The sequence below is a fragment of the Bacillus sp. HSf4 genome, assembly GCF_029537375.1.
Lineage (GTDB): Bacteria > Bacillota > Bacilli > Bacillales > Bacillaceae > Bacillus > Bacillus sonorensis_A.
Map to the genome: position 1 here is coordinate 1807854 of NZ_CP120679.1, position 13562 is coordinate 1821415.

Genomic DNA, 13562 nt, shown 5'->3' on the forward strand with positions numbered 1-13562 from the left:
GAGTATTGAAATGGCAAAAATGAAACAAGACAGGCTAACAGGCAAACAAAAAGCGGCCATTCTCATGATATCCTTAGGACTTGATGTGTCAGCTTCGGTATACAAGCATTTAACAGATGAAGAGATTGAAAGACTGACGCTTGAAATCTCAAATGTCAGATCTGTATCTCCTGAGAAAAAAGATGAAATCATCCAAGAATTTCATGAAACGGCTATTGCTCAGGAATATATTTCCCAAGGCGGTATTCACTACGCTAAGCAGGTGCTCGATAAAGCGCTTGGCGAAGACAAAGCGGCCAGCATCATCAACCGGCTGACATCGTCGCTTCAAGTCAGGCCGTTTGATTTTGCCAGAAAAGCCGATCCCGAGCAAATTCTGAATTTTATCCAGCATGAGCATCCGCAAACGATCGCGCTGATCCTATCCTACCTGGACCCTGTACAATCCGGACAGATTTTATCAGAACTGAACCAGGATGTGCAGGCGGAGGTGGCGAGGCGGATTGCTGTGATGGACCGGACTTCGCCGGAAATCATCAATGAAGTCGAACAAATTTTAGAACAGAAGCTCTCATCCACCTTCACTCAAGATTACACACAGACCGGCGGCATAGAAGCCGTGGTTGAAGTGTTGAACGGTGTTGACAGGGGAACGGAGAAAACGATTCTCGACGCCCTCGAGATTCAGGATCCGGAACTGGCGGATGAAATCAAGAAACGGATGTTTGTCTTTGAAGATATTGTTACGCTTGATAACCGTGCGATTCAGAGGGTTATCCGCGATGTTGAAAACGACGATCTGCTCCTGTCCCTGAAAGTGGCCAGCGAAGAGGTCAAAGACATTGTCTTCAGCAACATGTCACAGCGTATGGCTGAGACATTTAAGGAAGAAATGGAATTCATGGGACCTGTTCGTCTCCGTGATGTTGAAGAAGCACAGTCCAGAATCGTAAGCGTCATCCGCAGACTTGAAGAAGCGGGTGAGATCGTCATCGCCAGGGGCGGAGGAGATGATATCATTGTCTAAAATTATTAAACAACGATTATCATCGGTCCCGGAACAGAAAAGGCGGACGATTACGTTAAAGGAAGTCAAACGCCCTGTAAACGAGGCTGACCTTGCCGCCGCCGAACCCGATCCGGAACTCCTTCTTCATCATGCCCGGCAGGAAGCAAGCAAAATATATGAAAAGGCGAACGCCGAACATGAACAAATCCGCAGGCAGATTGAAGAGGAAAGAGCCGGCTGGGAGGCAGAGCGGGAAGCCTTGATTGAACAAGCGAAAAAAGAAGGCTTTGAGGCGGGGCTCGAAATGGGAAAACAAGAGGCGCAAAAAGCTTATGAATCCTATTTGGAAGAAGCCAATGCCATCGTCAGGGCAGCAAGGCGGGACTACGAAGAAAAAATTGAGCAATCTGCAGAAGAAATCGTCACGCTTGCCGTTTCTCTGGCCAAAAAAGTATGGAATCAAAAGCCCGATGACAAGGAAGCTTTCACCGACCTTGTCAAACAGGTGCTGTCCGAAATGAAAGAGTTTGATGACATTTCGATTTATGTCGACCCGGACTATTACACAGAAGTTCAAAGCCATAAAAACGAACTCGATGCGCTTCTTCAATACGGTTCCCATCTCGCGATTTATGCCGATGATAAAGCGGCAAAAGGGACCTGCTACGTAGAAACGGCCTTCGGAAGAGTCGATGCAAGCATCGATACGCAATTGGAGCAGCTGAAACAGAAACTGAACACGCTGCTTGAAACGGCGGGTGAAAGCCGGTGAAGCTCATGCCTTTGCTTGAAGCAATCGAAACGGCCGATTCATACAAACGCTACGGAAAAGTCAAACAGGCCGTCGGCTTAATGATCGAATCAAAGGGGCCGGAATGCTCGATCGGCGACGTCTGCAAGATCTATACAAAAGGAGACGGACCGAAAGCCATAAAAGCTGAAGTTGTCGGGTTCAAGGATCAAAACATACTTCTCATGCCATATCTTGAAGCATCAAACATCGCTCCCGGCAGCATTGTCGAAGCGACCGGCGAATCATTAAAGGTCAAGGTCGGCTCCGGGCTGATCGGCCAGGTTGTCGATGCATTCGGCACCCCGCTCGACGGAAGCGCCTTGCCGAAAGGTCTGGCACCTGTTTCAACAGACCAGGCTCCGCCAAATCCGATGAAACGGCCGCCGATCAGAGAAAAAATGGCGGTTGGCGTCAGATCGATTGACAGTCTTTTGACCGTCGGCAAGGGACAGCGCGTCGGCATCTTCGCAGGAAGCGGCGTCGGAAAAAGCACCCTGATGGGAATGATTGCAAGGCAGACGGCTGCGGACCTGAATGTGATCGCCCTTGTAGGAGAGCGGGGCCGGGAAGTCAGGGAGTTTATTGAAAAAGACCTTGGAGAAGAAGGATTGAAGCGTTCGATCGTCGTTGTGGCGACTTCTGACCAGCCCGCACTCATGAGGCTGAAAGCGGCATATACCGCAACGGCAATCGCCGAGTATTTCCGCGACAAAGGGCAAAACGTCATGTTTATGATGGATTCGGTGACAAGGGTCGCCATGGCTCAGAGAGAGATCGGCTTAGCCACGGGCGAACCGCCGACGACGAAAGGTTATACGCCTTCGGTGTTCGCTATTTTACCTAAGCTCTTAGAGAGAACAGGGACGACCGAAAAGGGATCGATCACGGCTTTTTATACAGTTCTTGTCGATGGTGACGACATGAACGAACCGATCGCCGACACCGTCAGAGGGATTTTGGACGGCCATATCGTCCTTGACCGGAATCTGGCGAATAAAGGCCAGTTTCCTGCAGTGAATATTTTAAAAAGCATCAGCAGGGTCATGGCCAACATCGCTGAAAAGGATCACATCAGAGCGGCGAACCGATTCAGGGAGCTGCTGTCAACCTATCAAAATTCGGAGGATCTCATCAACATAGGCGCCTATAAAAAAGGATCTTCCCGCGATATTGATGAAGCCATACAGTTTTATCCAAAGCTGATCAGCTTTCTGAAGCAGGAAGTCGATGAAGCGGCATCCCAGGAAGACAGCATCTCCTTATTAAAGAGTCTTTTAGGAAGTGAGGATTAGGAATGGCTTATTCATTTAAATTTCAAAAGCTGTTGGAGCTTAAAGAAAATGAAAAAGACCAATCATTCGCTGAATATCAACATTCTGTCTCCGAATTTGAAAAGGTAGCGGAAAAGCTCTATGAAAGCATGAACCAAAAGGAAACGCTTGAGAAAAACAAAGAAATCAAGCTGCAGACAGGGATGAGCGTTCAGGAAATGAGACATTATCAGCAGTTTGTCACAAATCTAGAAACGACCATTTACCATTATCAAAAGCTTGTGATGATGAAGCGAAACGAAATGTATGAGAAGCAAAACGATTTGACGGAAAAAAACATTGAACTTAAAAAATTTGAAAAAATGAAAGAAAAACAGTTTGAAATGTATGCAATACAAAACAAAGCAAATGAATTGAAAGAAATGGACGACATCTCCATTGCCCAATTCATGAGTCAAGGAAACCAGGGGTAAAAAGCGATGGCCGAAGAAAAAAAAGCCGGTAAATTTCAGACGTTTTTGTTTGTCGTCGTCATTCCGCTCATCTTTTTAGTCGTTGTAGGGTTCGTCGGGATGTGGCTCTTGGGAGTGAACGTCCAGGATGTGGCCTCCAAAATTCCGGTCGTAAAAGAGCTTGTTAAAAGCGACGATGGGAATAAGGAGAAAGACAGCGCGGCAAAGCAGAAGGAAAATAAAGAGGAAAAGCTCCAAAAGACGATTGATGAACAAAAAAGCGAAATTCAAACATTGACAAGCGACTTGAAAACGAGCGATGAAGAGATCAAACGGCTCAAACAAAAGATCAGCTCGCTGGAAAAAACGGAGAAAGACGCAGCCGAAGATGATAAAAACAGCGCTGATGACCAAAAGGACAGCAAGGTCGTCAAAATCTATCAGAGCATGCCGAGCAATAAAGCTGCAAAGATATTAACCGAATTAAAAGAGCAGGAAGCCATAAAGATTTTAGACGCATTAAACAAAAAGCAAGTGACGGAAATTCTCTCAAAAATGGCTCCTGATAAAGCGGCTCTCTTCACCGAGAAGCTTGCGGAAAATGAAGAAAAAAATGAAGGGGGGGAATAGATTGAAGCTTCTTGATATGCTCTCTTTTAATGCCGCGCCGAAGGCGGATGCCGCATCTGCACAATCAGCAAGGCAGCCATTGGCAGGAACCATCTTTCAAAATGTGTTGCAGAAAGAAAACGGGAGCCTTTCCGCAAGTGAAAATGGAGGAGAAACGTCTTCAGGTAGTCAATTGGAACAGCTGTTACAGGAGCTTGAAAACTGGCTTTCACAAAAGACAGATGGCGCTCTGGACGAAGAATCGCTCAGTTCCCTTCCTCCGCACGGCGGCGTGACCGCTTCCGAAGAGGAGCTGGCAGCTGTCGAACAGCTTTTACATAAAATAAAGACACTGCTTGAGAACACCGGTGAAACAGACGAGGCCGAAGCGGCATTACCCGGCGAGGAAAAACCTGAAACAATAGAGCTTAAGTTGCCTGACAGCCATGTGCTGCACCAAGTTCAGCATCTGCTTACTCAGATCATCCAGGACAACCAGCCGTCGCAAAAAACAGCACTTGTGGCCGACATCGTTGAAAAGGCGCCGGAGTTTCTTGCCATCCTGCAGTCAAAACCGGGTTCGGAAGAGCTCGTCGGCAAGCTCAAACGCCAGTTTTTCACAACAGATCCGGCTCAGTCAAAGGTCCTGTCCATGTCAAGCGCTGAACTGAAAGGTCTGAAAAGCATTATGGAGCAGATGATGTCCGCAAACTCTGAAACGGGGCAAAAAGATTGGAAGCTGGCCGAAAGTGAGCTGAAAGCGATGCTGATGGGCAAAAAAACCGACGCTCCGCAAGCGGATCAGCGGTTGTCGTTCATGGTTAAAGCGAAAGACGTCCAAGCGGATGAAAAAGCGGTTATCCGCGATCAGCCGGTCCATTCAAACGGACTACTCAGCAGCCAGCACCGGACAAGCCAGACCTTGCTTCAGGGGCTGCAAATGACACAGACTGCTGATGAAGCATCTCAATCTCAGCCGAAAAGTGTTTCAGAGCAAATTTTAAGCTCGTGGAAACAAATGAAGTTTACCCCGTTCGGGAGATCGACCGGCAGTTTTACGATCCGTCTGAATCCTGAAAATCTTGGTTTTATCACGATTAAACTGGTCAAACAGCACGGGATGTTTTCCAGCAAAATCATCGCCTCAACCGATTCAGCGAAAGAGCTTTTGGAACACAATCTCTCGCATCTCAAACAGGCGCTGCCAAACATGTCGGTGCACATCGACCGCTTTGCCGTGGCACACCAAAGCGCGGATCAGACCTTCGGACAGCCGGCTGATGATCAAAAAGGTCAGCAGCAGCAGAAGCAAGATCAGCAGAAAAGCCAAGATAACGAAGATTTCAGAGAGTTTTTGGATGAGTTAATCGAAACCCCGAGCCAGGATAACGAGGAGGAGATCTAATGTCTGAAACAGCGGTTGATGCTAGAACTCAGGTCAGCAGTACAATTGCAAATTCGACGTCGTCCAGTTCCAAAAAAACGACGGAATCATCAATCGGAACCAGTTTGGACAAGGATGCTTTTTTACAGCTTTTGGTCACGCAATTGCAAAATCAAGACCCGACAAATCCGATGGATGACCGCGAATTTATCTCGCAGATGGCGACTTTTTCAAGCCTTGAGCAGCTGACAAATTTAAACTCAACGATGTCAACGTTCGTCGGGCTTCAAGATCCGATGTCCATGTATGTCGGCTGGATTGGCAAAGAAGTCACATTTGAAGGTGACAGCCACGAGGAAAAAACAGCGCTTGTTCAATCTGTCAAAAGTTCTGACGGGCAATACGTGCTCGTGCTTGACGACGGAACCGAAGTCAGCCCATGGAATGTGACAGCGGTAGGAAGTTCTGACAAATAAAAACAAAGTATACAGGGAGGAATAATCATGTTACGTTCACTATACTCAGGAATCAGCGGGATGAAAAACTTTCAAACAAAGCTTGATGTCATCGCCAACAACATCTCTAACATCAATACTTATGGGTATAAGAAAAGCAGGGTTACATTTAAAGATATTGTCAGTCAGGAGCTTTCAGGAGCGACTGCTTCGACTGCGAACAGAGGCTCTGTGAACGGCCAGCAAATCGGGCTCGGTTCCACGATCGGATCGATTGATGTCATTCATACAAATGCCGCACCTGCAACAACAGGCCGCAAACTTGACTTGGCGATTACCAAGGACGGCTACTTCCGCGTCGGAACAGGGGATGAGACGTACTATACAAGATACGGCAACTTCACATTGACTGATCAAGGCGATTTGACGACTGCAGATGGATTGTTCGTATTGACAGCAGACGATCAGAAAATCAATATCCCGCCTGATGAGGCTAAATCATTTAGCATCGGAACCGACGGAACGGTGACTTATGTCGATCAGAATAACAACAACGTGACAGCCGGACAGATTTCTTTGGCGACGTTCAGCAATGCGTCAGGGTTGACTAAAGCGGGCGACAACTTATACCGCGAAAGCTTGAGCTCCGGAGCTCCGCAAATCGTTGCGCCGGGGGAAGGCACATCAGGCGAACTGCAAACAAGTGCGCTTGAAATGTCAAACGTTGACCTTTCAGAAGAATTTTCCGAAATGATTATTTCACAGCGCGGTTTTCAATCCAATGCGAAAATCATTACAACCTCTGATGAAATTCTTCAGGAACTTGTGAATCTGAAGCGATAAGGAGGGAGAGGGCGCCTCTCTGACGGCGCCTTTCAATAAACCATGATCAAAGTGACGCGATTAAACGGACAGCCCTTTATTCTGAATGCGATTTTTATTGAACAAATTGAATGTTTTCCGGATACGACCATCACCTTGTCAAACGGAAAAAAATTTGTTGTCAAAGAAGACGAAGATACCGTTGTAGAAAACATTGTCTCTTTCTATCAAAAAATCCAAATACTTTCTTGTGACCAAAGAATTGAGGAATCTGAATGAATAAAAAACTTCTAGGAATCATGCTGATTATTATTTTGACCATCACTGTGCTGGGAGCCGTTGCTTTCTTTGTCATCAAAGGAAACGCAAGCGGAAAGGATGAAAAGCAGGAACCATCGATCGATGAAGTGGTGGAATCTTCAGTGGAAATCGATGAAATCACCACGAACTTAAAATCTGACAATGTTGTCCGCCTGTCCATCAAGCTTGAAGCCGATTCCAAAAAGGCAAAGGAAGAGCTTGAAAAACGGGATTTCCAAATCAAAGATACGGTGATCTCCCTTTTGGCGAATACAAATGCGGATGACCTTGAAGGAACAAAAGGAAAAGAGCATTTTAAAGAAAAGCTCAAACAAAAAATGAACTCGGAATATATGAAAGAGGGCAAAGTGAAAGAAGTATACATTACCTCCTTTAATCTGCAGTAGGAAAGAGATTTGACAGAACCATGGAGGTGAAAATCAGATGGCAGGAGAAGTGCTCTCCCAAAATGAAATCGATGCATTGCTGTCAGCGATATCGACCGGAGAAATGGATGCCGATGAGCTGAAGAAAGAAGAGGCCGCCAAAAAAGTCAAAGTATATGATTTTAAACGGGCCCTCCGCTTTTCGAAGGATCAGATCCGCAGTCTGACGAGGATTCATGATAACTTTGCAAGGCTTTTAACGACCTACTTTTCGGCGCAGCTGAGAACCTATATCCAGATTTCCGTCAGCTCGGTTGATCAGGTCCCTTACGAGGAGTTCATCAGATCGATTCCAAACATGACGATCCTCAATCTTTTTGAGGTTCATCCTCTTGAAGGAAGGATCATGATGGAGATCAACCCGACCATCGCCTATGCGATGATGGACCGGGTGATGGGCGGGATCGGAACGAGTCATAACAAAATCGACAACATGACGGAAATCGAGACGAAGATCATGTCCAATTTGTTTGAAAGCTGCCTCACGAATTATAAAGATGCGTGGGAGTCGATTGCGGAAATTGAGCCGGAAATGTCCGATTTTGAAGTGAATCCGCAGTTTGTGCAAATGGTCTCGCCTAATGAGACGGTCGTTGTCATTTCGCTGAATACACAAATTGGAGATATTAGCGGGGTCATCAACCTGTGTATCCCGCATGTCGTTCTTGAACCGATCATTCCGAAGCTTTCCGTCCATTATTGGATGCAATCAGACAGAATTGAACCAAAGCCGGAGGAAACAAAGTCGATTGAAAAGCGGATCATGACGGCCCGGATCCCAATTGTCGCAGAACTCGGATCATCGGAACTAACCATTGAAGAGTTTTTGAGTTTAGAAATTGGAGATTGTATCACTTTGGACAAATCAGTAGCAGAACCTCTTACTGTTTTGGTCGGAGATAAACCGAAATTTCTAGGACAAGCCGGCCGAATGAATCGAAAAACTGCGATTCAAATTCTAGATCACGACATAAGAGGTGAAGAATATGGAGAATAACAATAAGTTATCACAGGATGAAATTGATGCGCTGCTTAAAGGCGGCGATGACAATAATGGGGAGCAGCCGGAATCAGGATTGTCCCTGATGGAACAAGATACGATCGGGGAAATCGGAAATATTTCCTTTGGGAGCTCTGCAACAGCTTTGTCCACTTTGTTGAACCAAAAAGTCGAAATCACGACACCGACCGTATCGGTGATCGAAAAAAGCCATTTGAACGATGAGTTTCCGCACCCCTATGTATCGATCGGTGTGAGCTATACGGAAGGCTTTTCAGGCAACAATCTTCTCGTCATCAAACAGGAAGACGCAGCCGTCATCGCCGACTTGATGATGGGCGGAGACGGGGCGAATGCTGATCCGTCTCTTGGCGAGATTCATTTAAGCGCCGTCCAGGAAGCGATGAACCAAATGATGGGCTCAGCGGCGACTTCGATGTCAACCGTGTTCAGCAAGAAGATTGATATTTCGCCGCCTGAGGTTGATCTTCTTGATGTAAAGGAAGGGGAAGGAACAGACCATATTCCTAAAGAGGATCCACTTGTCAAAGTATCCTTCAGATTGAAAGTCGGAGATCTGATTGACTCGCACATTATGCAGCTTTATCCGCTCACCTTTGCAAAAGATCTGATTGACGAATTGACGAATCAGGAAAGCGGTGAGCAGCCTGTAGAGGAACAGGTAGTGCCGGAGCAGGCACCGCCTGTACAGGATTCAGCCGCGCCTCAGCCTTCGCCGGCTCCGAAAAAAGAACCCGCTCCTAAACGGCAGGGTACGGCGAAAGTATCCGAACCTGTTCAGGTCACACCGGCTGAGTTTGCTTCATTTGATTCCCAGCCTGAAGCACAGCCGCACCTCAACAACCTTGACATGCTCATGGACATTCCTTTATCCGTGACGGTCGAGCTTGGCAGAACAAGCCGCAGCGTCAAAGAGGTGCTGGAGCTGTCAACCGGCAGCATCATTGAGCTTGACAAGCTGGCCGGAGAACCGGTTGACATCCTCGTCAACCAGCGTGTTGTCGCCAAAGGGGAAGTCGTTGTCATCGATGAGAACTTCGGTGTCAGGGTGACAGACATTTTAAGTCAGGCGGAACGAATCAATAAATTAAGATAACAACAGATTGAATGAAGGAGAGATTAAGATGGCTTACAAGATTTTAGTAGTTGATGATGCAGCATTTATGAGAATGATGATTAAAGATATTTTGGTGAAAAACGGGTTTGAAGTGGTCGCCGAAGCTCAAGACGGAGCGCAGGCCGTAGAAAAATATAAAGAGCATACGCCGGATTTGGTGACAATGGATATCACCATGCCGGAAAAAGACGGAATCACCGCTCTGAAAGAAATCAAGGAAATCGATCCTCAGGCAAAAATCATCATGTGTTCTGCAATGGGTCAGCAATCAATGGTTATCGACGCCATCCAGGCGGGGGCGAAAGACTTTATCGTCAAACCGTTCCAGGCTGACCGCGTGATGGAAGCGATCAATAAAACGCTGAGCTAAAGGGTGTACAACTTGTTGAAGAAATCTTTTATTATCACAGCCGGCATTTGCCTTCTGCTTTGTTTCGCAATGCCTCATCCTTTCGCTTTTGCCGAGGAGTCCGGCGATCAGACGGTTGATCAGCTGTTTAAGAAAGATGCAGGCGAACTCAAGGAAAAAGACAAAACAGAGCAAAAAAGCAGCGATTCCAAGAAGGAAGAGGCGGAGAGCAATCCCCCGTCTCCTTCCGTTTCCATATTTGATTTTGTCAAAATGATCGGCGCCCTGCTGTTCGTGATTTTTCTGATTTACGCTCTGGTTAGGTTTGTGAACAAACGAAACCGCCTGTTAAAACCTTTTCAGCATGTCGAAAACATCGGCGGCACTTCACTCGGGCAAAACAAATCCGTACAGCTCGTAAAAGTAGGAAACAGGGTGCTTGTCGTCGGCGTCGGGGAAAATATTCAGCTTTTAAAAGAGATCGATGATGAAAAGGAATGCGAAGACATCCTCAAACAGCACGAGGCTGCGATGAACAGCAAGATTGAATGGCAGAAATGGGTGGAGCAAGTCAAAGTTCCGGGCGTGCAAAAAAAAGGTGTCAAAGCTTCTTTTTCTGAATCATTAAAAGCGCAGCTTGCGGAATTGAAACAAAATCATGCAAAAGGCAGAAAGAAAGGCCAAAATCAACATGAATGAGTTTATTGATCTATTTAATTCAAGCGATGCGGCAAATGTCAGCACAAGCGTCAAGCTCTTGCTGCTTTTAACAGTATTTTCGATCGCTCCGGGCATCTTGATTCTGATGACGTGTTTTACAAGGATTGTCATCGTGCTTTCCTTTGTGCGGACATCGCTGGCGACGCAGTCGATGCCGCCAAACCAGGTGCTGATCGGACTTGCGTTATTTTTAACGTTTTTCATTATGGGGCCGACGTTTTCAGAAATAAACAAAGAAGCGCTGACCCCTTTAATGGACAACAAAATTACGTTGGATGAAGCGTACACGAAAGCTGAAGCTCCGATTAAACAATTTATGAGCAAGCATACGAGGCAGAAGGATTTGGCTTTGTTTATGAATTATGCCAATAAGAAAACGCCTGAAAAGGTTGAAGATATTCCGCTTTCAACGTTGGTTCCCGCGTTTGTCATCTCAGAATTGAAGACCGCGTTTCAAATGGGATTTATGATTTTTATTCCGTTTCTGGTAATCGATATGGTCGTGGCCAGTGTTTTGATGTCAATGGGGATGATGATGCTTCCGCCAGTCATGATTTCGCTGCCGTTTAAGATATTGCTTTTTGTCCTTGTGGACGGCTGGTATTTAATCGTTAAATCATTGCTGCAAAGCTTTTAGAGTAGGTGCTAAACATGAATTCAGAATTTGTTATATCGATAGCTGAAAAAGCGGTATACGTGACATTGCTCATCAGCGGGCCGCTGCTTGTGCTCGCTCTGGCGGTAGGGCTGATCGTCAGTATTTTTCAGGCAACGACTCAAATACAGGAACAGACTCTTGCATTTATACCGAAAATTGTCGCCGTCTTGGTGGGGCTCGTCATTTTTGGACCGTGGATGCTGTCGACGATTTTGTCTTTTGCGACCGAGCTGTTCTCCAATTTAAATCGTTTTGCAGGGTAGTTTTCAGATGATGTCAATTATTGAATCATTTCCAGCCTTTTTACTTGTGTTTGTCAGAGTGTCTGCCTTTTATGTCACGGTGCCTCTATTTTCTTATCGGACAATTCCGGCCGTTCATAAAATAGGTTTTGCATTTTTTCTGGCGATTGTCAGTTTCAGTACGATTGAAAAGCCTCCCCAGCTAGATATTGACGCATTTTTTATGCTTTTGATCATGAAGGAGGCGCTTGTCGGACTTCTGCTCGGCCTGATTGCCTACATGATGATTTCCGCCGTTCAAATCGCCGGATCATTCATTGATTTTCAAATGGGATTCGCCGTGGCAAATGTCATCGATCCGCAGACAGGAGCGCAAAGCCCTCTGGTCGGCCAGTTTTTGTATACGCTGGCCCTGCTTTTCATGCTGAGCCTGAATGCGCACCATCTGCTGCTTGACGGGATTTACTACAGTTATCAATACATCCCGGTCGACCGTCTGGCGTTGGGATTTGGGGATGAAGCATTCCCGGAGTTTATCGCGAAAAGCTTCAACACGATGTTCATTACGGCTTTTCAATTGGCTGCACCTGTTGTCGCCTGTTTGTTTTTAGTCGATCTGGCACTCGGAATTGTCGCAAGAACGGTGCCGCAGCTGAACGTATTTGTCGTCGGTCTTCCTTTGAAAATCGCGGTCACCTTTATCATGCTCATCATCTTTATGTCCGTCATGTTCAGCATGATTCAGCACGTATTTGAGTTTGCCATTCGGACGATGAGAGATCTATTAAGTTTGCTTGGGGTGGCATGATGAAGCTGACGTTGGATTTGCAATTTTTTGCAGGGGAAAAAACAGAAAAAGCGACGCCGAAAAAACGGCGCGAGACGAGAAAAAAAGGACAGGTTGCCAAAAGCGCGGATGTCAATACAGCGGTCACACTCCTGATCGTCTTTATGTCCTTCTTATTTATCGGTCCGCTGATGAGAGACCGCTTGCTCGGCCTGATTGAGAGGTTTTTTAGAGACATGCTCACCATGAAGCTTACGGCCGGCAATATACCGGGGCTATTTACGGAGCTGGCGCTGGAAGCAGGCCTTCTCATGGCTCCGGTCATGCTGACGGCTCTCATCTCAGGCGTTTTAAGCAACTATTTGCAAGTCGGGTTTTTATTTGCACCGGAAGCGGTGAAGCCCGATTTGAAAAAGCTCGATCCGCTCAAAGGGTTTAAGCGGATCTACAGCATCAGGGCGATCGTAGAACTATTAAAATCCATTTTGAAAATCGCCGTCGTCGGCAGTGTGACATTCGCCGTTTTGTGGCTGAACTTTGACAAGATTCTCAGAATCCCGCTTTTGTCACCGGGGGAGACATTGTCATATGTCGGCTGGCTCACCTTTTTAATGGGCGTTTCGGCAGCGGTGGCGCTGATTTTTCTCGCACTGCTCGATTATCTCTATCAGAAGTTTGATTATGAGAAAAACATTCGAATGTCCAAACAGGATATTAAAGATGAGTATAAAAAAACGGAAGGCGATCCGCTGATTAAATCCAAGATTAAGCAAAAACAAAAAGAAATGGCGATGCGCCGCATGATGCAGGAGGTTCCGAAGGCCGACGTCATCATTACGAACCCGACCCACTACGCCATCGCCCTTAAATATGACGAAGGCAAAATGGATGCGCCGTTTATCATCGCAAAAGGCGTCGACCTCATGGCGCAGAAAATCAAGCAGATTGCCAAAGAGCATGACGTCATGATGGTCGAGAACAGACCGCTGGCGAGAGCCCTCTATGATCAGGTGGAAATTGATCAGGCCGTTCCCGAGGAATTTTTTAAGGCCGTTGCTGAAATCCTGGCCTATGTATATAAAACAAAGCAAAAAATCTAGTGAATTTTTTAGTTTTAAAAGGAGAGA

The 13562-nt window shown here is 46.4% G+C and carries 18 protein-coding genes; all 18 read left to right on the forward strand.

Annotation, left to right across the window (positions count from 1 at the left end):
* Positions 1 to 10: 10 nt before the first annotated feature.
* Genes fliG through flhB form a run of 18 tightly spaced genes read left to right on the forward strand, consistent with a single transcriptional unit; the run spans position 11 to position 13535 of the window.
* The gene (gene fliG / locus P3X63_RS09235) at positions 11 to 1027 is read left to right on the forward strand and encodes a flagellar motor switch protein FliG (protein WP_026586963.1); all 1017 of its coding nucleotides are present in this window, start codon (positions 11 to 13) and stop codon (positions 1025 to 1027) included.
* Positions 1011 to 1781: a flagellar assembly protein FliH gene (gene fliH, locus P3X63_RS09240; RefSeq protein ID WP_077736845.1), complete on the forward strand. Its 771-nt coding sequence runs from the start codon at positions 1011 to 1013 to the stop codon at positions 1779 to 1781. The genes fliG and fliH overlap by 17 nt, the downstream gene beginning before the upstream one ends.
* 5 nt (positions 1782 to 1786) lie before the next feature.
* Positions 1787 to 3094, forward strand: coding sequence for a flagellar protein export ATPase FliI (fliI, locus tag P3X63_RS09245; protein WP_372709739.1), 1308 nt, complete (start codon positions 1787 to 1789; stop codon positions 3092 to 3094).
* Between the two features lie 2 nt (positions 3095 to 3096).
* A complete protein-coding gene (fliJ, locus tag P3X63_RS09250) occupies positions 3097 to 3546 on the forward strand; it encodes a flagellar export protein FliJ (RefSeq protein ID WP_026586966.1) in 450 nt (149 codons plus the stop codon).
* Positions 3547 to 3552: 6 nt separating this feature from the next.
* Positions 3553 to 4155: a MotE family protein gene (locus P3X63_RS09255; protein ID WP_026586967.1), complete on the forward strand. Its 603-nt coding sequence runs from the start codon at positions 3553 to 3555 to the stop codon at positions 4153 to 4155.
* Position 4156: 1 nt separating this feature from the next.
* Positions 4157 to 5539: a flagellar hook-length control protein FliK gene (locus P3X63_RS09260; RefSeq protein WP_277692762.1), complete on the forward strand. Its 1383-nt coding sequence runs from the start codon at positions 4157 to 4159 to the stop codon at positions 5537 to 5539.
* Positions 5539 to 5994, forward strand: coding sequence for a flagellar hook assembly protein FlgD (gene flgD / locus P3X63_RS09265; RefSeq protein WP_035428069.1), 456 nt, complete (start codon positions 5539 to 5541; stop codon positions 5992 to 5994). Before P3X63_RS09260 ends, flgD begins: the two co-directional genes overlap by 1 nt.
* A gap of 27 nt (positions 5995 to 6021) precedes the next feature.
* The gene (gene flgG / locus P3X63_RS09270; protein ID WP_026586970.1) at positions 6022 to 6816 is read left to right on the forward strand and encodes a flagellar basal body rod protein FlgG; all 795 of its coding nucleotides are present in this window, start codon (positions 6022 to 6024) and stop codon (positions 6814 to 6816) included.
* Positions 6817 to 6858: 42 nt separating this feature from the next.
* A complete protein-coding gene (swrD, locus tag P3X63_RS09275; RefSeq protein WP_026586971.1) occupies positions 6859 to 7074 on the forward strand; it encodes a swarming motility protein SwrD in 216 nt (71 codons plus the stop codon).
* The gene (gene fliL, locus P3X63_RS09280) at positions 7071 to 7502 is read left to right on the forward strand and encodes a flagellar basal body-associated protein FliL (RefSeq protein WP_026586972.1); all 432 of its coding nucleotides are present in this window, start codon (positions 7071 to 7073) and stop codon (positions 7500 to 7502) included. Before swrD ends, fliL begins: the two co-directional genes overlap by 4 nt.
* 37 nt (positions 7503 to 7539) lie before the next feature.
* Positions 7540 to 8538, forward strand: a complete 999-nt coding sequence (gene fliM / locus P3X63_RS09285; RefSeq protein ID WP_026586973.1) for a flagellar motor switch protein FliM — start codon at positions 7540 to 7542, stop codon at positions 8536 to 8538.
* Positions 8528 to 9658 carry a flagellar motor switch phosphatase FliY gene (gene fliY, locus P3X63_RS09290; RefSeq protein ID WP_026586974.1) on the forward strand — a complete coding sequence of 377 codons (1131 nt, stop codon included), beginning with the start codon at positions 8528 to 8530 and terminating at the stop codon, positions 9656 to 9658. The genes fliM and fliY overlap by 11 nt, the downstream gene beginning before the upstream one ends.
* A gap of 28 nt (positions 9659 to 9686) precedes the next feature.
* Entirely contained in the window at positions 9687 to 10049 is a 363-nt protein-coding gene (locus tag P3X63_RS09295) for a chemotaxis protein CheY (RefSeq protein WP_026586975.1), read from the forward strand.
* A gap of 15 nt (positions 10050 to 10064) precedes the next feature.
* Entirely contained in the window at positions 10065 to 10727 is a 663-nt protein-coding gene (gene fliZ, locus P3X63_RS09300; RefSeq protein WP_026586976.1) for a flagella biosynthesis regulatory protein FliZ, read from the forward strand.
* Positions 10720 to 11385, forward strand: coding sequence for a flagellar type III secretion system pore protein FliP (gene fliP / locus P3X63_RS09305; protein ID WP_026586977.1), 666 nt, complete (start codon positions 10720 to 10722; stop codon positions 11383 to 11385). The genes fliZ and fliP overlap by 8 nt, the downstream gene beginning before the upstream one ends.
* Before the next feature lie 14 nt (positions 11386 to 11399).
* Positions 11400 to 11669 (forward strand): flagellar biosynthesis protein FliQ, encoded by a 270-nt coding sequence (gene fliQ / locus P3X63_RS09310; RefSeq protein ID WP_026586978.1) that lies wholly within the window; start codon positions 11400 to 11402, stop codon positions 11667 to 11669.
* A 7-nt stretch (positions 11670 to 11676) separates the two neighbouring features.
* Positions 11677 to 12456 (forward strand): flagellar biosynthetic protein FliR, encoded by a 780-nt coding sequence (gene fliR, locus P3X63_RS09315; protein WP_026586979.1) that lies wholly within the window; start codon positions 11677 to 11679, stop codon positions 12454 to 12456.
* A complete protein-coding gene (gene flhB, locus P3X63_RS09320; protein ID WP_077736842.1) occupies positions 12456 to 13535 on the forward strand; it encodes a flagellar biosynthesis protein FlhB in 1080 nt (359 codons plus the stop codon). Before fliR ends, flhB begins: the two co-directional genes overlap by 1 nt.
* Positions 13536 to 13562 lie beyond the last annotated feature (27 nt).

Bases quoted from the DNA above. Each gene is read 5' to 3' on its own strand.
- fliG (WP_026586963.1), top strand. From the start codon at position 11: ATGGCAAAAATGAAACAAGACAGGCTAACAGGCAAACAAAAAGCGGCC.
- fliH (WP_077736845.1), top strand. From the start codon at position 1,011: ATGATATCATTGTCTAAAATTATTAAACAACGATTATCATCGGTCCCG.
- fliI (WP_372709739.1), top strand. From the start codon at position 1,787: ATGCCTTTGCTTGAAGCAATCGAAACGGCCGATTCATACAAACGCTAC.
- fliJ (WP_026586966.1), top strand. From the start codon at position 3,097: ATGGCTTATTCATTTAAATTTCAAAAGCTGTTGGAGCTTAAAGAAAAT.
- P3X63_RS09255 (WP_026586967.1), top strand. From the start codon at position 3,553: ATGGCCGAAGAAAAAAAAGCCGGTAAATTTCAGACGTTTTTGTTTGTC.
- flgD (WP_035428069.1), top strand. From the start codon at position 5,539: ATGTCTGAAACAGCGGTTGATGCTAGAACTCAGGTCAGCAGTACAATT.
- flgG (WP_026586970.1), top strand. From the start codon at position 6,022: ATGTTACGTTCACTATACTCAGGAATCAGCGGGATGAAAAACTTTCAA.
- swrD (WP_026586971.1), top strand. From the start codon at position 6,859: ATGATCAAAGTGACGCGATTAAACGGACAGCCCTTTATTCTGAATGCG.
- fliL (WP_026586972.1), top strand. From the start codon at position 7,071: ATGAATAAAAAACTTCTAGGAATCATGCTGATTATTATTTTGACCATC.
- fliM (WP_026586973.1), top strand. From the start codon at position 7,540: ATGGCAGGAGAAGTGCTCTCCCAAAATGAAATCGATGCATTGCTGTCA.
- fliY (WP_026586974.1), top strand. From the start codon at position 8,528: ATGGAGAATAACAATAAGTTATCACAGGATGAAATTGATGCGCTGCTT.
- P3X63_RS09295 (WP_026586975.1), top strand. From the start codon at position 9,687: ATGGCTTACAAGATTTTAGTAGTTGATGATGCAGCATTTATGAGAATG.
- fliP (WP_026586977.1), top strand. From the start codon at position 10,720: ATGAATGAGTTTATTGATCTATTTAATTCAAGCGATGCGGCAAATGTC.
- fliQ (WP_026586978.1), top strand. From the start codon at position 11,400: ATGAATTCAGAATTTGTTATATCGATAGCTGAAAAAGCGGTATACGTG.
- fliR (WP_026586979.1), top strand. From the start codon at position 11,677: ATGATGTCAATTATTGAATCATTTCCAGCCTTTTTACTTGTGTTTGTC.
- flhB (WP_077736842.1), top strand. From the start codon at position 12,456: ATGAAGCTGACGTTGGATTTGCAATTTTTTGCAGGGGAAAAAACAGAA.